Raw genomic sequence first — 20,312 nt, forward strand, 5'->3', positions numbered from 1 at the left:
TTTCCCTTGGGCGGACAGTTGATGGGGATGTCTCGGGATTAGATTTGCTGTCTGATGTGGGGATTGCGCGCGTAGAAGCCGACGAGGGGCACGATCAGGAGGCCGAGTACAAATTGTTGTGCGTTGTTGTTCAACCCGTAGCCCACCAAGAGCGAGGTCAGGGCGATAAGGACGAGCACGCCGACCAGAGTGCTGCCATATCCTCCCCTGCCGCCAAGCAAGGAGGTTCCGCCCACGGCAACTGCGGCCACGGTGAGGAACAGGTAGGGATCGCCCACACGCACGAATGCTCCACCAGTGAAGCCGAGCAGGAGTATTCCTGTGGCTCCTGAGAAGAGGCCGCTGAGCGCGTAGACAGTGACCCACCGGCGCGGTTCGGAGATGAGCATGAGCCGTGCGGCTGAGCGGTTTCCACCCAAGGCGTATGTGCTCCGACCAAACCATGTTGAACGCATGATGAAGATCAGGGCAGCGGCGAGAACAAGCCAGATGAGGATGACTGGAGGTACAGGGAGACCCAACGTTTCTCCGCTCAGTGAGGAAATGTTGGCGAGCCAATCAGGTACCACTCCGCTCGTGCCCCCGGCATTCGATGCGCCGGCGCTGGTGAGAACCTGTGTTGCCCCTACCGTGGCGAATCCAACACCCAGCGTCACGATGAGAGCTTGATTCTGGAGATGGAGACTTATGAGGCCGTTTATCGTTCCGATAACGATGCCGAGAACAAGAGTTATCGCGATCGCCATGCCGGCCGGTACGCCAGAGCTGATCATGTAGAGGGTCCCGATGTTGGCCGAACCAATCAAGTAGGGAATGGAGAGGTCAAGCCCGCCGAGCAACGCGCAGAGAGTCTGCCCAACCGATGCCAGGCCAAGGAATGCGCCGAGTAGCAGCATGGAGCGAACATTCGAGCCGGAGAGGAAACCTTGTACTGTGGCGGCGCCGACGGCAAGTAAAGCCGCCAGCATGATGAGCCCGAGGATGACGTTCTTTTGCCCTGAGGCCTTGGACAGCAGCGGTACCCGGCTGGTGCGTTGTTGCGCTTTGACGGTGGTCATGATGCTTTTACCTCCTGGCGCTTGCGCCACAGTGATGGAATTATCACGCTGATCAGGAGTGCTGCAACCAGGATGAGGCCGTACGAGAGCTGCACAACGAATGAAGCCAATGACCCCAGTGAGAACGTGGTCAGCGTGAATGAGATAAGCGTGACGGCGATGGCCCCGGGAATGGAGCCCAATACGCCGCCGCGGCCACCCGCAAGGCTGATACCTCCAAGCACCAGGGCCGTGATCGCTGCGAGTGTGTAGGTGCCTCCTTGGGTGGGGTTTCCCGACGCTATCTGACCGGTGTAGGCCAGGCCACCCGCACCAATCAGCAACCCGGAAATACCGTGAGCGACGACGCGGATCATTGTTACGGGTACTCCGCTGACAAACGCGGTGCGCTGGTTCGACCCGACGAGCCTTAGATTCGTGAACAGTTGGGTCCTGGTGAATGCCCACCAACCCAATATTGCCGTGATCAGAACGATCGTCATTGGGGCGAGTATCGACCTGCCGGACCCCCATTCAGCGAGCCACCTCGGAGCTTGTCCGCCAGGCTGTGCCAGAATAACCAGGTTGATCCCGGACAATGCCAGGAATGCACTCAGAGTCACGATCACAGGTTCGATGCGGGCGACCGTAATGACGACGGCCTGGATGATTTGTATCAAGACTCCAATGCTAAGTGCCCACGCGATGACAGCAACGGGTGACCCTATCTGTTGGTCGAAGAGGACTTTGACGAGGGTGACATTGACGAAGATCATCAGCGGACCAGCGGACAGATCGACACCGCTGCCCACCAGGGCCGTGACGGTAATTCCCATCACCACAAGGACCAGAGGTACGGCCGAGACCAGCAGCCCTCCGATTCCGCTGGCGGTGAAGAGGTAAGGCGCGCGTACTGCGCACACGATGAGAAGGACGGCAAGCAAACCCCACGCGGCGAATGCGTAGGCAGATTTGCTGGTGAATCTGCCGAATCGGCTTTGTTGTTTCATTGCTGCTCCACCAGTGCTTTCTCGACGTCGAAATCTGCTTCAAGGTGACCGAACATTCCAGCAAGAACGCGGTCGGAGGTGATGTTGTCGCCGGTCACCCAACCAAGGAGTGCGCCGTCGCGGAAAACAGCCACACGGTCGCAGAGCCCGATGAGTTCATCGATCTCAGTAGAGAGATAAATGATTCCGGCTCCTTCCAAGGCGAGATGTTCCAACTGGGCATACAGTTCACGCTTTGTGCTGATGTCGACTCCCCGTGCGGGATCGTTGAGGGCAACAACCTGCGGATCTTGAGCCAGTTCCCGACCGATGAGGACCTTTTGTTGATTACCGCCGCTGAGGGAGGTGATGGGATTCGACGATGCGCCTGCCCGTAGCTTCAGGGTTTTGGACATGTCATCAAAGCGCGCGGAGATGGCCGTCCTGTCGATGACGCCGGCACGGCGGTGATGACGGTACAACGGCATTCCGAAATTCTCGAAAATGCTGAGGTTTGGGAAAATCCCCTCCTTGCGTCGATCGCCTGAAATATAGGAGACGTTCGCTGCTATAGCCCCTGCCAGGTTGCTGATTGGGTGCTGCGCGCCGGTCCTGGCAACGGCGGTAACTTCGCCGTTGATCGCCTGTCGAACGCCCGTGAGGGTTTGGAGGAACTCAGCCTGACCTTGACCATCCAGCCCGGCAAAGCCGACGATCTCCCCACTATGCAGCACAAAGTCCGAAGGCCGTGCTCCCTGCGTTGCCACGAGACCGGCGGCTTGAAGGACGATGTCTGCCGTTCCGCCCTTGGAGAGCCTGCGCGATTGAGTTGCCAGGCCGTTCCGCTCCTTGACGCCGGTCATGAGTTCAATGAGACGGGATTCGGTGATCTCGCTGCCTCTGAGGATCCCGACGTCGATTCCGTCGCGCAGAACAGTTGCACTGTCGGCGAAAGTCGTGAGCTCAGCGATACGGTGAGTAACAATCACGACGCAGACACCGTCGGAACGGAGCCTCTCCATTTGGGCGTAAAGCCGTGCGGCCCCCGATAGGTCGAGTGCCGCCGTGGACTCATCGAAGATCACTACTCTCGGGGAACGGACAAGGGCGCGCGCAATGGTGACCCATTGCCGGTCTGCCAGACTCAGGGTTTCCACCAATGCCGAGGCGTCGACGGGATGGCCCATAAGCTGCTCCAGCACATCGGTTGCACGTCGGTGCTGCTCGCTCCTGGACATGCGGGAGCGCCATACGCCCTGCGATCCGATGAAAACGTTGTCCGAAATACTGGCGCCTTCTGCGACGAGGACTTCCTGGAACACGGTCGCGACGCCTGTCTTGAGTGCCTCGGCGGGACTCGACACGTGGTGACCATGGATGTCCACGGATCCCTCGTCGGGGAGAACGATGCCGGACATGATTTTCGCCAGCGTGCTCTTCCCGCTGCCGTTCTCACCGACAATCGCGTGGATTTCCCCAGCACGCGCGGAGAAGCTGGCTCCTCGCAGGGCCTGTGTCTCCCCGAAGGACTTCTTCACGTCCTGGATTGCTACAGCTGTCTCGTGATTTTCGGCCGCCATTGCTCTCGGGGCCGAATCGAGGTTCAGGTCTTCATTGACCATTACTTTGTCCTTACGGTCGGTATCTGCTCCATCCCCTCCTCGGGAAGTGCAGATCACACCAAAACTGCTGAGTACGATTGTCCCAATGCATTTTTGTCATACAAAACAGTCCTTTGGATGAGTATAGGAGTGGGAGGGTGTCAGGGCAATAGACTTTTGGCGCGGTTTCGTCCGCCTTCTCGGGGGGTGGCGTGTCGGACAATCGGATCGCCAGTCATTATGGCCGGTCTGGCCCTGACCGTAGTACCCTAGGTCAAGGCATATTCACGACGGGGAGGAGGTTGTCATGGAGTCACCACTGGGTTTGAGGCTGCAGCGCGACGACATGTCGCTGCGGAAACTAGCCGAAAACACGCTGCGGGACGCTATCTTGTACGGCGCCTTCACACCCGGGCAAAAGCTTATAGAACGGGACCTCTGCGACAGGCTCGGTGTTAGTCGTACTCTCCTGAGGGAAGCGCTGAAGCAATTGGAGGCCGAAGGGCTGATAACCAACGTGGTCCACAAGGGCCCGTCAGTTGCGGTGATCACCGAGGAAGATGCCCGTGAAATTTATGAGGCCCGGGGGCTCATTGAAGGGCACCTCGCATATTGCTTCACGATTAAGGCGTCAGACGCCGAAATCGACAAGCTCGCCGCCTCTGTTCGAACTCTCCACGAGTCGGACATTGCGTCCAATCAGATAAACGTACTCCAGGCGAAGAACGGCTTCTATGAGGTTCTCTTGGCTGGGTCCGGAAACCACGTACTCGCGCAGATGCTCCAGCAGTTGAACAACCGTGTAACCATGCTGCGCAGGATGACCCTGTCCTCTCCGGGTCGATTTGACCAGACGGTGGCTGAGTTGGACGAGATCGTTCGGGCGGTCCGTAGCCGAGATGCGGATGAAGCCAGCAGGCTGTGCCGTGCCCACGTTAAGAACGCGGGTGACATTGCGCTTGCCAGTTTCACGAATGATGCCGAAAGTGCGCCCCACGGGCACACTGCCGTGGGGGCAAATTAGTTCGATCTGGGCACTGTCACTTCCCGCTTCGCTGCAGTGGGGGAGTAGTGGTAGGCCTTTCAGTCGCTCACCTCAATACCCGAATGTCCGTCCGGAAAGTCAATCCCCGGTGCGTTCCGTCGTCGTTGACGCGTCCGCCGACGACAGTAGTACGGCATCCAGCAGTCCCGGGAATCTCGCCTGAAGGTCGTCGTTGCGTAGTTTGCTGATCCGGGATGTCCCCCGGTAATGCTGTTGAATGACGCCAGCCTCCCGAAGCACGCGGAAGTGGTGCGTCGACGTGGATTTGCTCACGGGCAGCTCAAATGCGATGCATGCCATGTCGTCGTGCCCCATGGCCAGGTCGCCGACAATTTTCAGGCGAATGGGATCCGACAGTGCGTGTAGAACTGCCTCGAGTCGAATCTCTTCAGGCTCGGGGTGATCCAATAGTCGCGCCTCAGATGTAGCTGCGGCAGAGCGCATGGTGCCCCTTTCGTTGTTCAACATCAAAGGTACGACACTCATCGTAGTTTGACAACCGACATACTACGAGGCTTATCGTACTTGGGTCGGCTTGTGCACAACGCTGGCCGTCGTCCTCCACACAGAACCAAGAAGGAGATTTCCTTGAGTAGCCTTTTCGCTCCACTTAAGCTGCGGGATCTAACAATTCCGAACCGGGTTTGGATGTCCCCGATGTGCATGTACTCGGCCGCTGCCGAGGGCCCGGAAACCGGCGTCCCCACGGATTTCCATTTGACCCACTTGGCCAGTCGTGCGGCAGGCGGTGCCGGCCTGGTCATGGTCGAAGCAACCGGTGTGAGGCCCGATGGGCGCATCAGCCACTGGGATCTGGGGCTGTGGAATGACAAACAGCAAGAGTCTTTTGCTCGCATCGCGGCAGCAATCCGTTCTTTTGGGTCGGTGCCCGCTATCCAGTTAGCGCATGCGGGGCGAAAGGCGTCCGTTGACAAGCCCTGGATTTCTGATGGGTACTTGGGCGAACGCGACGGCGGCTGGACTGCGGTCGGCCCCAGCCCGGAAGCCTTCCAAGGACTGTCTCAGCCAACGGAGCTGTCCGTCGCCGAAATCAAGCAGCTTGTCACCGATTTCGCCGAATCCGCGAAGCGGGCTCTCAAAGCTGGGTTTGAGGTTGTCGAAGTCCACGGCGCTCACGGATACCTGATCCACTCCTTCTTGTCTCCGGCGTCCAACAAACGCACGGATGCCTATGGTGGAAGCTTCGAAAACAGGATGCGTTTTGCGCTCGAGGTAGTGGACGCCGTCAGGGCAGTCTGGCCTCAGGACCTCCCCGTCTTCTTCCGTACCTCAGCCACCGACTGGCTAAGCGAGAACGACGATGATCCCCGCGAGGGTTGGACCGCCGACGACACCGTCCGTCTGGCCAAAGAACTACAGGCTCACGGGGTTGACTTCCTTGACGTTTCCAGCGGAGGCATTGTTCGGGACGCCAAGATTCCGGTCGGTCCCAACTATCAGGTTCCCTTTGCGGGGCAAGCCCGCGACCAAGCTGGAATTGCTACCGGTGCTGTGGGACTTATCACCGACGCCCACCAGGCTGAGGACATTTTGACGGCTGGACAGGCAGATGCCGTATTCCTGGGCCGCGAGCTGCTCCGCAACCCGTACTGGCCGCAGCAGGCTGCCAGTGAGCTCGGCATCGAACCCCAGTGGCCCGCACAATATGGCTACGCCGTACAACGTCGTAAGAAGTAGGAAGGTCTCTCCATGAATCACTTGCTCAACAAGACCATCATTGTCACCGGCGCGTCATCGGGCATCGGTGCCGCAGCAGCCAAGGCACTGGCAGCACATGGCGCGAAACTGGTGCTCGCTGCCCGGGACCAGAACCGCCTCGACGCCCTCGTTGAGGAGATTCGTGCCTCTGGGGGAACCGCGGCAGCGCGTGTCGCCGACGTTACGGATTCTGCAGATATGGAGGGTCTGGCCCTGTATGCCGTCGAGACCTTCGGCGGCATAGACATCTTGGTCAACAACGCAGGGCTAATGCTATTTTCCGCTTGGAAAGATCTGGCTGTGAACGACTGGGGCCGGATGATCGATACGAACATCCGGGGGTATCTCAACGGTATCCAGGCCGTCCTGCCAATCATGCTAGAGCGTCAATCGGGCTACATCTTGAACATGGCGTCAGTGGCGGGTCATCAGATTGGTGAATCTGCCGGCGTATACAGCGCAACCAAGTTCTTCGTACGAGCCATCACCGAAAGCATGCGCAAGGAACTGGGAGTACAACACGGTATTCAGGCCAGCACTATCAGCCCCGGAGTCATAGACACCGGGTGGGCGGACAAGGTGGGCGACCCTGCGGGACGAGCAGCGGCCAAGGAGCTCAATGCACTGGCTATTACCCCGGAGGCCGTGGCCGACGCCGTGGTTTATGTCCTAAACCAACCAGCAAATACCACCGTCAACGATTTGGTGATCTCCCCAACCCGCCAGAATTGGTGACATCAGACCGGGAAAGGACCGTTCCTTGGGCCGGTCGCTTCCCGGTACAGTCAGTATCGCTGGTGAGGTGGTGTGCGTGTCCGCCCTGAGGCGAGCGTTAACCCCAGCAATGCTGCCGCACCGGTCGCCGATGGCAATAGATTGAGTGCACTCACAGGACCGGCTAGGTCCTCACCACTAAAAGCCAACGCCAGCAAACCGGATATCACGGCCCCGGTTGCTGCCACAGACAGCGACTCTGCGGCACTGGTACGACGACGGAGAGACGGAACGGACAGGACCACCGAAGCAACACCCGCACCTATCCCCAGGAAAATCATCACCGTCTGCATGGATCAGCCCCATATTCCTGGTCGACCTGAGCGACTTCCATCCGGTTAAAGCTGAATTCCGGTGTATTTGGTTTCTTGGTAGGCCTCGAGGCCTTCGGTTCCGCCCTCGCGTCCCAGGCCGGAGGCGTTGGTCCCTCCGAAGGGTGCGGACGGGTTGGAGACGAGACCCCGGTTGATCCCGGTCATACCGGCATCGATGGCGTCTGCGACACGCAGCGCACGGGCGAGGTTCTCCGTGAAGACGTAGGAGGCCAGTCCGTAGGGGGTGTTGTTGGCTTCGTGGATGGCTTCGGCTTCAGTAGCGAACTCGTATATTGCTGCGACGGGACCGAAGATTTCCTCGGTGCGGATGTCTGCGTTAGCTGGGATGTTAGTCAGGACCGTCGCCGGGTAGAAACAACCAGGGCCCTCGGGAATAGTTCCGCCCGTCAGGCAAACGGCGCCCTTGGCGATGGCGTCGGCCACCAATGCAGCCACCGTCTTTACTTGTTTTGCATCCACAAGCGGACCCAGATCCGTGTCGGGGTGTGCGCCGTCGCCGAGACGAGCAGCAGCCATCCGCTCGGTGAAACGGGCAGTGAATTCGACAGCAATGCCGTTTTGCACATAGATGCGGTTGGCGCCGACGCAGGATTGGCCGCCGTTGCGGAGTTTGGCGAGCATGGCGCCTTCGACAGCCTGCTCAAGGTCAGCGTCATCGAACACGATCAGTGGAGCGTTGCCCCCGAGCTCCATGGACGTGTTCATGACGTTCTCGGCTGCTTGGGCCAAGAGCGCTCGCCCAACCTGTGTCGATCCGGTAAAGGAGATCTTCCGGACTCGTGAGTCCTTCATAATTGCGGCGATAACGTCGCGGGAATTGGAGGTGGTGATGACGTTGACAACACCGGCAGGGGCGCCTGCTTCTTCAAGAACCCGCGCCAGTAACAGCGAAGTCAAGGGGGTCAGCTCGGCGGGCTTAAGAATCGTTGTACACCCTGCGGCGAGGGCCGGGGCGATCTTCCGTGCACCCATCGCGAGCGGGAAGTTCCAGGGCGTGATCAGCAGGGACGGTCCCACGGGGCGTTTGGAGACGGCGATCTGGTAGTTGCCTCCGGGTTCGACGCCGAACTGGCCTTCGGTGTGTATCCTGCCGGCGGATTCGGCGAACCAGCGGAAGAACCCGGCACCGTAATCGACTTCGGTCTGGGCTTCCGGGAGGGGCTTACCCATTTCCGCGGTGATCAGTGCCGCGAACTCGTCGCGACGGGTCAGGATTCCTTCGTAGGTGCGGAAGAGGATGTCGGCGCGTTCCCGGGCAGGGGTCGCAGCCCAGGCTGGCTGTGCGTCGACCGCGGCATCGACGGCAGACATGCCGTCCTGAACGGTTGCAGAGGGAACTTCCGCGATGGGTGCTCCAGTGGCTGGGTTGGCGACTGTGAGAGTTGCAGCGTTGCTCGAGGAGATCCATGAGCCGCCGATGGGCATAAGCTTCTCCGGAAATCCAAGCGGGGGAGCGGAGGCGGTGGTGGTCATTTCCATTGAAGTTCTCGTGCTTTCAGCAGATGGGCACTGCCGGGCCCGCTCGGGCCCGGCGAGTGTTTGATTGTTGGCTACTTTGACTCGGTGAGTTGTGGGGTGAGCCAGTTTTGGAAGCGGTTGCCGTGGGTGACGGGGTCGATGAGGAGGAGTTTGGTGCCTGGTTCGTTGCCGGGTTCGGTGCGGGTGTGGATGAACCAGGGTCCGTCCTGGGTGAGGGTTTGTTTCAGGGCGAGGGTGAGTTCTTCGGTGTTGTTGGCGCGCAGGACCTTGAGGTCGACGGATTCGGCGAAGCGTCCGAGGTCGATGGTGACGGCTTGGGTGGGGATGGAGGCGGTGGAGGCGTAGACGCCGTTGTCGAGGAGGATGATGACGAGGTTTTCGGGGGCGAGGTAGCCGGCGGTGATGGCTGAGCCGGGGTTCATCAGGAGGGATCCGTCGCCTTCGATGACGACGGCGCGGGTGAGGGGGGTGTTTTTGATGGCTTGGGCGATGCCGGTGCCGACGGAGATGGCCAGGCCCATGGCGTCCAGGAGGTAGAGGTGGTTGTCGCGGTCGGCGATGGAGGCCAGTTCGCGGGAGGTCGCGGCGCAGGTCGCGATCACGGGGACCTCGGCGGTGGTCTCAACAATGGCTCGGAGGGCTTCGATGCGTTTCATGCTTTTGCCTTTGCGTCTTTGGGGTCGAAGAATTCCATGAGGACCACGACGGGTCGGTAGGTCATGCGGGCGTGGTTGCCGGCTTCGGCGACGGTCGCGCCCCAGTCCTGGGCCGAATTGCGGCGGTCGATCTGGAAGACGGGGATGTTGGTGGAGGCCAGCAACGCGGGGACGGGCGCGGAGATGGTGTGGATCATGGAGTTGTACTCGCCGAGCCCGCCGCGGGTGTTCGCGACGATCAATAGGGGCAGGTGGTAGGACACGGCGAAGGTGGTCAATGCGGTCAGGGCGTTGCCGAAGCCGTTGTCCTGCATGATGATGACCCCGAATTTCCCGGCGAACGGGTAGGCGCCGACGACGCCGATGGCTTCCTCTTCGCGGGAGACGGGGTACACCAGGGGCAGGTCCCCGTTGGTTTGGGCGTCCAGGACGCCGTTGATGATCGGGGCGATGGACGCGGAGGGGACGTAGGCGACGCCGTCGGGGGCCAGGCGCACGATCGCGTCCACCACTTCGGTGTGGCGGTCCTGGGTAATAGTCGTAGTCATGGGTGGTCAGGCTCCCTTGGGGTGTGGTGTGGTCAGGGTCTGGACGATTCGTCGCAGGCCTTCAGTGAGGTCGTCGATGTGGCAGGCGTAAGAGATCCGGATGGAGTGGGTTCCACCGTCGGGGTCGAACGCGGTCCCTGGAACGACGGCGACGCGTTGTTCCTCGAGGAGTCGTAGCGCCAGTTGTTCGGCTGGTTCGGCGGTCTCCGGTGTGTAGGTGAGGTAGAAGTAGAAGGCGCCGTCGGGTTGGCTTACCGTGACGCCGGGAACGCCGGTGAGGATCTTGAGACCGGCTTTGCGTCGTTCCTGGAATTGCATGCGCATCGCTTCCGCCTCGGGGCCCGCGTGGCGGAGGGCTGCGGCCGCGCCGGGTTGGAGGAAGGTAGGGGCGCAGACGGTGGTGTACTGGCGGACTCTTAGTGCCGGTGTGATGAGTTCTTTGGGGCCGGCGAGCCAGCCGAGGCGCCAGCCGTCCATGGCGAAGGCTTTCGCAAAGCCGCCGATGACCAAGGTCCGTTCGCGAAGGTTCCCTACGGCGGCCGGGGACTGGTGGCGGATCTCGTCGTAGACGAGGTCGGCGTAGATTTCATCGGACATCAGCAGCGCGTCGGTCCGTTCCAGGACGCTGGCGAGTCTTTCGATTTCCTCGGCCGTTGCGACACCGCCGGTGGGGTTGTTCGGGGTGCAGAGGATGACCATGCGTGTCACGGGGGTGATTGCGGCGGCGATCGCGTCGATATCGAGACGGTAATCATTGTCCGCGTCGAGCCGGACAGGGACAGGGGTGGCGCCGGCCAGACGGATGCAGGACTCGTAGTGCGCCCAGGCCGGGACGGGGAAGATCACTTCATCGCCGGGGCCGCAGAAGGCCATCAATGCAAGGAACACCGCTTCGTTCGCGCCGATCGTGACGAGTACTTCGGTGCCCGGGTCATAGCCGGTCCCGCGGCGCTCTTGCAGATACCCGCTGATTGCCTGGCGAAGATCCATCGTTCCTGCGTTAGGGCCGTAGTGGACTTCCCCGCGGTCCAACGATGCAGCCGCTGCGTCCTTGGCTACCTGCGGGGTATCAAAATCCGGGCGTCCGATCTCGAAGTGATACACCTTCTCACCTGCAGCTTCCAACACCGCAGCCTTATCAAAGATCGCCCGAATAGGCGACGGACCAATATCCCGCAACCGATCAGCAAACCGTCCAAACCGTGTAGTGGTAGCGGTACTCATAGGGATACTCCAATTTCAGGGGATACAGGTGGTGGAATCGAGCCTGCATCGAAAGCAGGCGGTCTTCTTGAATGCAGCATCCCGCGATCCGGACAGGTTCCGAATGGAGTGCTGGGATAGTGTGGTAGACGTGACCAGCAAGCCTCCAACTGCAAGAATGTTAACATTATGAAATCTGACACCACAGCAAATGTCAAGAACGGAACCCTTCGTGCACCCCTGAAACGTCGCGGTATGGCCCAGGATGTCGCGGACCGGATCCGTGACGCGATTCTGGCCGGTGAAATACCTCCCGGGGAGCGGATCAATGAAGTGGAGATGGCTGCGTCCTTATCCGTTAGTCGTGGACCAGTGAGGGATGCCATCGTTTTGCTGCGGCAGGAGGGCCTACTTCAAGGCGACTGGCACCGGGGATCGCGGGTTACCGTCTTTACGCACAAAGACCTCGAAGAGATCTACTCGCTCCGGTACTCGATAGAGTTGCTCGCCGTTCAGCGGCTGATTGCACACCGCACCGAGAGGGATTTGGACCTACTTCAGGTGCGTGCCGAGGACATTGAACGGGCTGCCGCCCTGGGGGATAGGGGCGAGATGCTCCAATCGGACATTGCGTTTCATGATGCGATCTACGCCTGTGCCGGTCACGAGAGATTGGAGCAGGTTTGGTTGGGCCTGCGTTCGCAAATCGCGCTGCTTCTCCTTAATCGACAGCAAGGCCATGATGACTACAGGACCCGCATCGGCCCTGAGCATTGGGAAATGTTCCGCGTGATCCGCGACAAGGATGGTGCGAAGGCTGAAGAGCTGGTGCGTGAGCATATCGAGACTGCGTTCGAAAGAATCAAGGCCGACCTCGACAGCAAGGAACGCCTCCAAGGGGCGGGCTAGTCACACGTCCTTCTGAAAGTTCGCCGGCGGACGAAGCCCGGTGCCGGCCTCGTCCGCGCCGGAGCTCCCGCGGCGACTTGCCCTCTGCTATTCTTTGCCGTACAAATGTTAACATTCTTACTTTCGTAACTTAGGTCACATGGGAGCCCAAGTGGGAAACCTGCACCTCCCACCACGACCGTCGAGACGAAATATCCCCGAACGAATGGCGAACATGGAACTGCAAAAGTTTGTTGACAGCACTTCTGAGGCTGCTGGCGACGAGAAGAAGGCGATGATCTCCATCAGGGGGGTCAACAAGCATTTCGGACCTCTGCACGTGCTCCGTGATGTCAATCTTGAGGTTGCCCAGGGGCAAGTTGTGGTTGTCTTGGGCCCCTCCGGCTCGGGCAAATCGACCCTCTGCCGAACTATCAACAGGTTGGAGACAGTCGAGGCCGGCACAGTCGCCGTCGACGGCAAGCCTCTCCCCAAGGAAGGCAAGGCGCTGACGCGCTACAGGGCCGACGTCGGAATGGTCTTTCAGTCATTCAACCTCTTTGCCCACAAAACCATCCTCGAAAACGTCATGCTTGCGCCCCTCAAGGTGCGACGAATCGGAAAGGCTGAGGCTCAAACGCGGGCAATGGCCCTGCTCGAGCGGGTAGGGATAGCAAACCAGGCACACAAGCTCCCCGCCCAGCTTTCGGGTGGACAGCAGCAGCGCGTTGCCATTGCCCGGGCATTGGCCATGGAGCCGAAGGTGATGCTCTTCGACGAACCTACCTCGGCTCTTGACCCGGAAATGGTGACCGAAGTACTGGATGTCATGACTTCGCTGGCACAAGGGGGCATGACAATGCTCGTAGTCACGCACGAGATGGGCTTCGCTCGACGCGCGGCCGATCGGGTGGTGTTCATGGCCGATGGCCAGATCCTCGAGGACACCACCCCTGACCGGTTCTTTGACAACCCAACCACCGAGCGGGCCGAAGAGTTCCTCGGCAAGATCCTCAGCCACTGACAAGCCACCCCAATCTAGAAAGCAGCACATCGTGAAGCTCAAGTTCCTGGCCATTCCGGCCGCAGCGCTGTTCCTTGCCAGCTCGATCGCCGGTTGCTCCGGTGCATCCGACAAAGCGAAAACAGTTGAAGCAAGCGCCCAATCGGGCCACCTCACCATCGGCATTTCCTTTGATCGCCCAGGCCTTGGAATCAAGACCCCGGACGGATCATTCAAGGGTTTCGATGTTGACGTGGCCAAGTACGTCGCCAAGAAGCTTGGCGTCGAGGAGTCTTCCATCACATGGAAGGAAGCGACTCCGGCGCAGCGTGAGAGCCTGATCCAGAACGGGCAGGTGGACTATGTGGTGAATACCTACAGCATCAACGACGCCCGAAAGGAGAAGGTTGCCTTCGCGGGGCCGTACTTCCTTGCCGGCCAGTCACTCCTGGTTCGTTCTGACTCCACGGACATCACGGGCCCGGAGTCCCTGAACGGGGGCAAAAAATTGTGCTCGGTGACCGGTTCCACACCAGCACAGAACATCAAGAAGAACTACAGCACGGACGCGCAGCTGCAGGAGTACGACACCCCTTCCGCATGCGTTGAAGCACTGAAGAGCGGCGCCGTTGACGCAATGACCACCGATGACATTCAACTTGCCGGCTACGCGGCTGCCAATCAGGGAAAGCTGAAGCTTGTTGGCAGCACCTTCAGCAAGGAAAACTACGGCATTGGTCTGAAGAAAGATGACACCGCGGGCCGGGCCAAGATCAACGACGCCATTCAGTCAATGATCGACGACGGATCGTGGGCCAAAGCGTTTGAGAGCAACGTTGGACCGTCCGGTTACGCATTGCCCGCCACGCCAGTGGTCGACCGCTACTAGCCGGAGCAGCCGGACAAGAGACTGGATACTAAACATGAACATCCTCAACGAATACGGGGATCAGATCCTGGCGGCCTTCCTGATCACCCTGCAGCTCACGGCGCTGTCTGCACTGGGCTCGTTGGTATTGGGCACTGTACTGACCGCCATGCGGGTTTCACCAATTTGGGCGATGCGGACGCTTGCTACCGGGTACGTGAACATCATCCGGAATACCCCTCTGACCCTTGTAGTGCTTTTCGCATCCTTCGGTTTGGCGCAGCAACTCGGGATTACCTTGGCAGATCCAAAGTCACCCACATCCATCACTGACAGCTCGTTCAGGCTGGCCGTCCTGGCCTTCAGCCTGTACACCTCGACATTCGTATCCGAAGCGCTAAGGGCCGGTATTAATACGGTCCCTCCCGGCCAGTCGGAAGCAGCCCGGTCGTTGGGCCTGAACTTTATGCAGGGATTAGGCCACATCGTCCTGCCGCAGGCCTTCCGGGCGGTCATTGCGCCTTTGGGCAGCATCCTCATTGCGTTGACCAAAAACACAACGGTTGCCTCCGTCATAGGCGTGGCTGAAGCCGCTCTTCTGATGAAGGAAATGATCGAGAACACCTCCGCCCTCATCGTCGTTGGGCTGATCTTCGGGGCCGGCTTCATGTGCCTGACTCTTCCAACCGGTGCGGCTTTCGGATACCTAAGCAGGAAGTTTGAGGTCAAGCGATGAGCAACACTCGAGCGCCCATCAACAATCTGTATGACGTCCCCGGGCCCAAGGGCCAAATTCTGAACATCGTCATCAGCGCTCTGTGCGTCGTTGGGCTCGCAGCGGCCGGATGGTTCGTGGCGTCAGCCCTGGCAGACAAGGGGCAACTGGCGCCGGAGAAGTGGCAGCCATTTCTCACGCCGGAAATGTGGCAGACGTACCTTCTGCCCGGGATTGTGGGAACGCTCCAGGCGGCGGTGTTTGCCATCATCCTCGCCATAATTCTGGGTATCCTGCTCGGCGTCGGGCGTCTCTCCGACAATCGGTTCGTGCGCTACGGGTGCGCCGCCGTGGTGGAGTTCTTCCGGGCAATTCCGCTGCTGATTCTGATGATTTTCTGCTTTCAGCTCTTCGCCGACTACGACTTGTTCCCGTCAACCGATCTGGCGGTTGCGGCAGTAGTTACCGGCCTTGCCCTGAGCAACGGGGCCGTGATTGCAGAAATTGTGCGCGCAGGAATCAAAGCCATTCCGCGAGGCCAGGGGGAAGCTGCTGTGGCTCTTGGCCTGGGCAGTGGACAAACGCTCCGTATGATTCTCCTGCCCCAGGCCATCACGGCAATGCTCCCGGCAATCGTCGCTCAATTGGTTGTAGCGCTGAAGGACACTGCGCTTGGTTACCAAATCACCTACGTGGAAGCAGTGCGGCAAGGAATCCAGGCCGGCTCGGCCTATTCGAATTACATACCGGCGCTGGTAGTGATTGCGCTTGTGATGATTGTCATCAATCTGGGCCTGTCGCGACTTGCAACGTACATTGAGCTTCGACTCCGAAGCGGCCGCAAGGCCCCTGCCGAGTCAAAGGTTGGCAACGTCCTGGTTCCCCAGACCTAGATGCGGACGATCATACGTCAGGATGCTCGTTGCCTCAGTGTGGAATTGCGTTCAGCCGCAATGACGACACTTAGCAAGCCTGGAAACAGCGATTCCATAACGCCGGTCCGGAGCGTGTTGAGAATCGCCGTTCCCTGATAGTGCTGTTCTATGATTCCCGCCTCGCGAAGCACGCGGAAGTGATGGGTGGACGTGGACTTGCTCACGGGCAGCTCAAACGCGATGCATGACTGGTCGTCATGGCCATCGGCCAGCTGAGTTACTATCCGACGCCGGATCGGATCGGCCAGCGCCGACAGCACGCCATCGATGTGAATTCCGTCGGGCGTAGGGTGGTCCAGAGTTCGCATGCTTCGATTATCCAAGAAGTTCGAGGACCTGGCGATTCACAAATCCTATACTTGTCGTACTACGATGAATATCGAACTTAAAGTGAAGGGAGACGCACATGAAGGTATTCCAAGTAGGCGCAGCCGGGGGAGTAGGCCGACGTCTGGCTCAACTGCTGAGTGGCCGCGGTGATACCGTCACGGGAATGTTCAGGAATCCCGCACAAGCTGACACCGTTGCCTCCAGTGGTGCGACACCCGTAGAGGGAGACCTGATTAAGGACTCCCTTGAGGTGTTGGCCGGAAAGTTCAAAGGACACGATGCCGTCGTCTTCTCTGCGGGCGCCCATGGCACCGGAATGGACCAAACCACCCTCATCGACGGCAAGGGGTTGGAGAAGGCTGCCGATGCAGCCGCCCTCGCTGGAGTGTCCCGTTTTGTCCTGGTGTCCGCCTTCCCGGAGTCAGGGCGGGGGCAGTCCGTGAACGAACGTTTTGAGCACTATATTCGCACGAAGAAGACAGCAGACGTCTACCTCACGCGCACTGATCTGGACTGGCTGATAGTTCGCCCGGGGCTTTTGACCGACGCCCCCGGGGATGGGCGGGTAACGTCCGGTCCTGCGATTGAGTACGGAGACATCCGACGCGATAACGTCGCGGCGTTCATTGACGCGGCGCTCCATAACCCGGAGTTGAACCGGACCATTGTCGAGCTAACCGATGGCGATACCGCGGTGGAAGATGCTGTGTCCAGGCTGATCGGCTGACAAGCAGACGAGCTTTTTTGCAAGAACGGAGGGGAGGCATGCGAAGCGCGGGCCTCCCCTCCTCGCGCTTCCCCACGGCTTCACGGATGTCCGGACCTAGGCGTCGACTCCATGGCAATGAGTGCGGCTTCCGCGGCGTTGGATGCATGTACTTCACATGCTCGCCGGGCCGCCTCGGGATCTCTAGTGATGGCAGCTGACGTGGTGATGTCCGTCAGCTCGGACAACATGTGCGGACTTCGCCCAGGGGAACTCGTAGAGAGGGTCCGAAGTACTTGAGTGCGGGCATTGATTTGCCGAAGCATGCCAGAGATTTCTTTGTTGCCAGCGCCGGCCAGAAGTACTTCGTAATAGCTGTCTTTTGCGGCCAGCAACTGCTGCACCCCGCCAGCTGACTGTGCTCTACGGATGTCAAAGAGTCTAGCTACGAGTTGCCCACGCTGCGCCTCTGTGGCTCGTTCAGCGAAGAGGCTTCCGGCGAGCGATTCCAAAGCGCCGCGAACTTCGTAGAGACTTCGGGCTTCGGTGGGTGTGAGGGTTGCAACTTCGGGACCCTTGTTCGGCACCGTCACTACCAGCCGCTCGGATTCCAGCTGCCGCAGTGCTTCACGAACAACTGTTCGGCTGACGGAGAACTTATCGCAAAGTGCAGTCTCGACCAGCCTCTCTCCAGGACTGTACTCGGAGGTAACGATCGCCCGGCGAAGGGTGGCGACCACCTCTTGGCGCAATGGCGCGGCTGTTCGCTGGATTGTTTCCGAAATCATTCTCGCCCCTCGCGTGCTGAATACCAGTACGAACGAAAAAACCGGGGGAGGCAGTGAGCCTCCCCCGGTTCTGTTCGACTAGGCCTCGTACTGGTGGTACACCTTGGCGATGATCTTCCAATCGCCGTCCTGCTTCAGCAGGGTGTGGAAGTCGGTGTAGTCAGCACCAATGGCGTCGTTTTCCATGTCAACTTTCACGACGGCCGTGGTCTGGGTGATGCCGATGATGTCTACACGGGTCTTGACGTCGGGGGCGGTGCCGTTCTCGGCGACGAAGTCGTACAAGTTCTTGATGGGGCCGCCCAGAAGCTGGCCGTTGGTAAAGCCGTACATGGTGGCGTCTTCATGGAAGGCTTCTGCAACGCCTTCGGGGCTGCCGACGCGCAGGCCTTCGACATACTTCTGAACGGTGGTGACGATCTGGTCATATTCGTCGGTCGGGACGACTTTGAGGTTCTTGGGCATGGTTTCTCCTTGTGAATGAGCGGGTCCTATTGCGGCACCCTGGGATGGTTTGGCTGAAGAAAAGCCGCTAGCGCTTTCGAATCACGACGGTTTTGTTGTTGGTATGCGAAGCCAGGCCTTCATCACCGTGTTCGACGCTCAGGCCGGACTGTTTGTGGCCGCCGAACGGCGCATGATCCGGGTGGCTCTGGCCTTGATTGACCCAGACGTTGCCGGAGTCGATGCGGTCCGCCACGGCCAGTGCCCGCTCTTCGTCTCGCCCCCAGATGGTGGCACCAAGGCCGAAGATTGTGGCGTTGGCGCGCTCGATGACGTCCTCGACGTCGTCGTACACGAGTACGGGTACGATCGGTCCAAAAGGTTCCTCCTGGACGATGCGGCTGTTTTCGGGAGGGTTGTTGACGATGGTGACTGGAACGAAGTTGCCGTCCAGGGACTCGTCGATGGTGCCTCCGACTGGGACGTCGTACCCATGGCGGCGAGTGTCTTCGAAGAGGTCACGAAGCTTGTCGTACTGCATGCGGTTGTTGATGGGGCCAAGATCGCTGGTGGGATCCATGCCGTCGCCGACCTTTTGCGTTTTGGCATAGTCCACGAGCGCTGTGACGAAGTCTTCATGGAAGGAACGGTGTACGTAGATGCGCTTGGCCGCGATGCACCACTGACCCGAGTTACCAAAGGCGGCGTTGAATACCTGCGGCACGGCGTCCTGCCAGTCCGCGTCCGGGAGTAGGATCGCAGGATCATTTCCACCCAGTTCGAGAGTGACCCGCTTGATGGTGCGGGCGGCTGAAGCCATAATCTTGGTCCCGGTTTCCGTGGATCCCGTGAAGGTGATCATCCCGACGTCGGGGCTCTCGGTGAGGATCTGCCCAAGTTCGTTGCCGCCTGTGACGATGTTGAAGACGCCGGGAGGGAAGACCTGGGCTGCCAGTTCCCCGATCCGCAATGCGCAGAGCGGGGTATAGGGAGAAGGCTTGAGAACTACGGTGTTGCCGGTGATCAGCGCGGGGACGGTCTTCCACAGAACGTGGAGGTAGGGATAGTTCCAGGGGATGATGGCCCCCACGACACCGAGCGGTGAGCGGCGAAGCTCTACGCGCTTCTCATCGTCCTCCACCAGTACCTTGTCCTCCAGCCTCGATTTGGCGGTGTTGGGGATCCAGGGGTTGGCAAGGTTAACTTCGAACGTCGCCTGATTGTGTCGTGGCTTGCCCTGCTCCAGTGAGAGCAAGGTAATGAACTCTTCTTTGTGGGCCTCGAGGGCCTCGAAGAATTCGACGATGATCGCTTCGCGCTCGTCTGCGGTCAGCGCAGCCCACGCGGGGAAAGCCCGCTTGGCGGCACCGATGGCGCGTTCCATGTGTTCCCGTGTGCCCTGAGGTGCGGATGCGAGGACCGAGTTTGTGGCTGGGTTGTAGACGTCAAAATGGTCCTCAGTCTGAACGATGTTGCCATCAATGAGCAGTCCGTAGGGTCCGTTGAAGTTCGGGGGCGTGGTGGTACGCGCGCCCTCTGTGATGGAAACTCCCATGTGATCTCTCCTGTCGTGCGGCGGCTTGCCGTGGAGCGGTGAACAAATCGAATGCTGAAACAGATTCATGTTTCAGTTTAGGGCCAGTGGGTTGGACTCGCAAGACCTTTTGGTAAATTCTGAAATACGATATTGTTTCAGTTTAGGATGTGATGATCGACACGATAGCAGTGCGACCTCCCCTGAAGTCCCTTACCAATGAAGCTCAAGGAGCAGACATGAAACTCGACGGACAGTGCCTTTGTGGTGAAGTCACCTACACGATTGACAGCGAGCCGAAGTTCACGGCCTTGTGTCATTGCACCGATTGCCAGCGTCAGACAGGTGGCGCGTACTCGCTGGTCATCGGTGTTGACGACGAAAAGCTGAAAATCACAGGCGACGCGGTGAAGACGTTTATTACCGTCGGCTCTGAGCACGAGACCAACACCAACCGGTCGTTCTGCGGGGAATGCGGTTCGCCAATTGTTGGGCGCATTGACGCGATGCCTGGATTGGCCTTCGTCAAGGCGGGAACACTCAACGACACGTCATGGCTCAAGCCGACCGTGGAAGTCTGGTGCCGGTCCGCGCAGCCATGGGTCGAGGCTCTCCCGGGTGCCGAGCGGTACGACGGCGACATCCCGGCCTGATTGGGCTTGCGCGCGGGAGGCCGCGCGGAGTTGGGGTTGGGTGGATCGCTTCCTGGAGGTGG

The 20,312-nt window shown here is 59.7% G+C and carries 22 protein-coding genes; 10 read left to right on the top strand and 12 right to left on the bottom strand.

Annotated features, from left to right (window positions below; translation table 11 throughout):
* Nucleotides 1-38: 38 nt before the first annotated feature.
* From AB4Z15_RS15100 to AB4Z15_RS15110, 3 genes are read right to left on the bottom strand one after another with little or no spacing between them, the layout of a single operon-like run.
* Nucleotides 39-1,058: an ABC transporter permease gene (locus tag AB4Z15_RS15100; RefSeq protein WP_442017908.1), complete on the bottom strand. Its 1,020-nt coding sequence runs from the start codon at nucleotides 1,056-1,058 to the stop codon at nucleotides 39-41.
* Nucleotides 1,055-2,047 (bottom strand): ABC transporter permease, encoded by a 993-nt coding sequence (locus tag AB4Z15_RS15105; RefSeq protein ID WP_442017909.1) that lies wholly within the window; start codon nucleotides 2,045-2,047, stop codon nucleotides 1,055-1,057. Before AB4Z15_RS15105 ends, AB4Z15_RS15100 begins: the two co-directional genes overlap by 4 nt.
* A complete protein-coding gene (locus tag AB4Z15_RS15110) occupies nucleotides 2,044-3,648 on the bottom strand; it encodes a sugar ABC transporter ATP-binding protein (RefSeq protein WP_442017910.1) in 1,605 nt (534 codons plus the stop codon). The genes AB4Z15_RS15105 and AB4Z15_RS15110 overlap by 4 nt, the downstream gene beginning before the upstream one ends.
* A gap of 286 nt (nucleotides 3,649-3,934) precedes the next feature.
* On the opposite strand from AB4Z15_RS15110, the gene AB4Z15_RS15115 reads away from it, so the two are divergent.
* Nucleotides 3,935-4,651 carry a GntR family transcriptional regulator gene (locus tag AB4Z15_RS15115; protein WP_442017911.1) on the top strand — a complete coding sequence of 239 codons (717 nt, stop codon included), beginning with the start codon at nucleotides 3,935-3,937 and terminating at the stop codon, nucleotides 4,649-4,651.
* A 99-nt stretch (nucleotides 4,652-4,750) separates the two neighbouring features.
* Here AB4Z15_RS15115 and AB4Z15_RS15120 read toward each other — a convergent pair whose 3' ends face one another.
* Nucleotides 4,751-5,158: an ArsR/SmtB family transcription factor gene (locus tag AB4Z15_RS15120; RefSeq protein ID WP_442017912.1), complete on the bottom strand. Its 408-nt coding sequence runs from the start codon at nucleotides 5,156-5,158 to the stop codon at nucleotides 4,751-4,753.
* Nucleotides 5,159-5,260: 102 nt separating this feature from the next.
* On the opposite strand from AB4Z15_RS15120, the gene AB4Z15_RS15125 reads away from it, so the two are divergent.
* Nucleotides 5,261-6,370, top strand: a complete 1,110-nt coding sequence (locus AB4Z15_RS15125) for an NADH:flavin oxidoreductase/NADH oxidase (protein WP_442017913.1) — start codon at nucleotides 5,261-5,263, stop codon at nucleotides 6,368-6,370.
* A gap of 12 nt (nucleotides 6,371-6,382) precedes the next feature.
* The gene (locus AB4Z15_RS15130; protein ID WP_442017914.1) at nucleotides 6,383-7,126 is read left to right on the top strand and encodes an SDR family oxidoreductase; all 744 of its coding nucleotides are present in this window, start codon (nucleotides 6,383-6,385) and stop codon (nucleotides 7,124-7,126) included.
* A gap of 377 nt (nucleotides 7,127-7,503) precedes the next feature.
* Here the strand turns inward: AB4Z15_RS15130 and AB4Z15_RS15135 are convergent, their stop codons facing one another.
* The 4 genes from AB4Z15_RS15135 to AB4Z15_RS15150 all read right to left on the bottom strand — a co-directional run bounded on the left by AB4Z15_RS15135 (nucleotide 7,504) and on the right by AB4Z15_RS15150 (nucleotide 11,407).
* Complete coding sequence (locus AB4Z15_RS15135) at nucleotides 7,504-8,973, bottom strand: NAD-dependent succinate-semialdehyde dehydrogenase (protein ID WP_442017915.1); 1,470 nt, start codon at nucleotides 8,971-8,973, stop codon at nucleotides 7,504-7,506.
* Nucleotides 8,974-9,050: 77 nt separating this feature from the next.
* Complete coding sequence (locus AB4Z15_RS15140; protein ID WP_442017916.1) at nucleotides 9,051-9,635, bottom strand: thiamine pyrophosphate-dependent enzyme; 585 nt, start codon at nucleotides 9,633-9,635, stop codon at nucleotides 9,051-9,053.
* Nucleotides 9,632-10,183, bottom strand: coding sequence for a thiamine pyrophosphate-binding protein (locus tag AB4Z15_RS15145; RefSeq protein WP_442017917.1), 552 nt, complete (start codon nucleotides 10,181-10,183; stop codon nucleotides 9,632-9,634). The genes AB4Z15_RS15140 and AB4Z15_RS15145 overlap by 4 nt, the downstream gene beginning before the upstream one ends.
* Before the next feature lie 6 nt (nucleotides 10,184-10,189).
* Entirely contained in the window at nucleotides 10,190-11,407 is a 1,218-nt protein-coding gene (locus AB4Z15_RS15150) for a pyridoxal phosphate-dependent aminotransferase (protein WP_442017918.1), read from the bottom strand.
* Nucleotides 11,408-11,575: 168 nt separating this feature from the next.
* Between AB4Z15_RS15150 and AB4Z15_RS15155 the strand changes: the two genes are divergently transcribed.
* From AB4Z15_RS15155 to AB4Z15_RS15175, 5 genes are all read left to right on the top strand, one after another.
* Nucleotides 11,576-12,295 (top strand): GntR family transcriptional regulator, encoded by a 720-nt coding sequence (locus AB4Z15_RS15155; protein ID WP_442017919.1) that lies wholly within the window; start codon nucleotides 11,576-11,578, stop codon nucleotides 12,293-12,295.
* 274 nt (nucleotides 12,296-12,569) lie between these two features.
* A complete protein-coding gene (locus AB4Z15_RS15160; protein ID WP_442017968.1) occupies nucleotides 12,570-13,298 on the top strand; it encodes an amino acid ABC transporter ATP-binding protein in 729 nt (242 codons plus the stop codon).
* Nucleotides 13,299-13,326: 28 nt separating this feature from the next.
* Entirely contained in the window at nucleotides 13,327-14,166 is an 840-nt protein-coding gene (locus AB4Z15_RS15165; protein WP_442017969.1) for a glutamate ABC transporter substrate-binding protein, read from the top strand.
* 34 nt (nucleotides 14,167-14,200) lie between these two features.
* Nucleotides 14,201-14,881 carry an amino acid ABC transporter permease gene (locus tag AB4Z15_RS15170; protein WP_442017920.1) on the top strand — a complete coding sequence of 227 codons (681 nt, stop codon included), beginning with the start codon at nucleotides 14,201-14,203 and terminating at the stop codon, nucleotides 14,879-14,881.
* A complete protein-coding gene (locus AB4Z15_RS15175; protein ID WP_442017921.1) occupies nucleotides 14,878-15,753 on the top strand; it encodes an amino acid ABC transporter permease in 876 nt (291 codons plus the stop codon). Before AB4Z15_RS15170 ends, AB4Z15_RS15175 begins: the two co-directional genes overlap by 4 nt.
* 17 nt (nucleotides 15,754-15,770) lie before the next feature.
* Here AB4Z15_RS15175 and AB4Z15_RS15180 read toward each other — a convergent pair whose 3' ends face one another.
* Nucleotides 15,771-16,103, bottom strand: a complete 333-nt coding sequence (locus AB4Z15_RS15180; RefSeq protein ID WP_442017922.1) for an ArsR/SmtB family transcription factor — start codon at nucleotides 16,101-16,103, stop codon at nucleotides 15,771-15,773.
* 98 nt (nucleotides 16,104-16,201) lie between these two features.
* Between AB4Z15_RS15180 and AB4Z15_RS15185 the strand changes: the two genes are divergently transcribed.
* Nucleotides 16,202-16,852: an NAD(P)H-binding protein gene (locus AB4Z15_RS15185; protein ID WP_442017923.1), complete on the top strand. Its 651-nt coding sequence runs from the start codon at nucleotides 16,202-16,204 to the stop codon at nucleotides 16,850-16,852.
* A gap of 80 nt (nucleotides 16,853-16,932) precedes the next feature.
* On the opposite strand, the gene AB4Z15_RS15190 is transcribed toward AB4Z15_RS15185, so the two are convergent.
* The 3 genes from AB4Z15_RS15190 to AB4Z15_RS15200 form a co-directional block, all read right to left on the bottom strand.
* Nucleotides 16,933-17,619 carry a GntR family transcriptional regulator gene (locus tag AB4Z15_RS15190; protein WP_442017924.1) on the bottom strand — a complete coding sequence of 229 codons (687 nt, stop codon included), beginning with the start codon at nucleotides 17,617-17,619 and terminating at the stop codon, nucleotides 16,933-16,935.
* A gap of 78 nt (nucleotides 17,620-17,697) precedes the next feature.
* Nucleotides 17,698-18,084, bottom strand: a complete 387-nt coding sequence (locus tag AB4Z15_RS15195) for a nuclear transport factor 2 family protein (protein WP_442017925.1) — start codon at nucleotides 18,082-18,084, stop codon at nucleotides 17,698-17,700.
* Nucleotides 18,085-18,151: 67 nt separating this feature from the next.
* Nucleotides 18,152-19,618, bottom strand: a complete 1,467-nt coding sequence (locus tag AB4Z15_RS15200) for an aldehyde dehydrogenase family protein (protein ID WP_442017926.1) — start codon at nucleotides 19,616-19,618, stop codon at nucleotides 18,152-18,154.
* Between the two features lie 218 nt (nucleotides 19,619-19,836).
* Here AB4Z15_RS15200 and AB4Z15_RS15205 point away from each other — a divergent pair, with 218 nt between their 5' ends.
* Complete coding sequence (locus tag AB4Z15_RS15205; protein WP_442017927.1) at nucleotides 19,837-20,250, top strand: GFA family protein; 414 nt, start codon at nucleotides 19,837-19,839, stop codon at nucleotides 20,248-20,250.
* Nucleotides 20,251-20,312 lie beyond the last annotated feature (62 nt).

Origin of the sequence: Paenarthrobacter sp. 2TAF44 (assembly GCF_052114885.1) — a bacterium.
GTDB lineage: Bacteria > Actinomycetota > Actinomycetes > Actinomycetales > Micrococcaceae > Arthrobacter.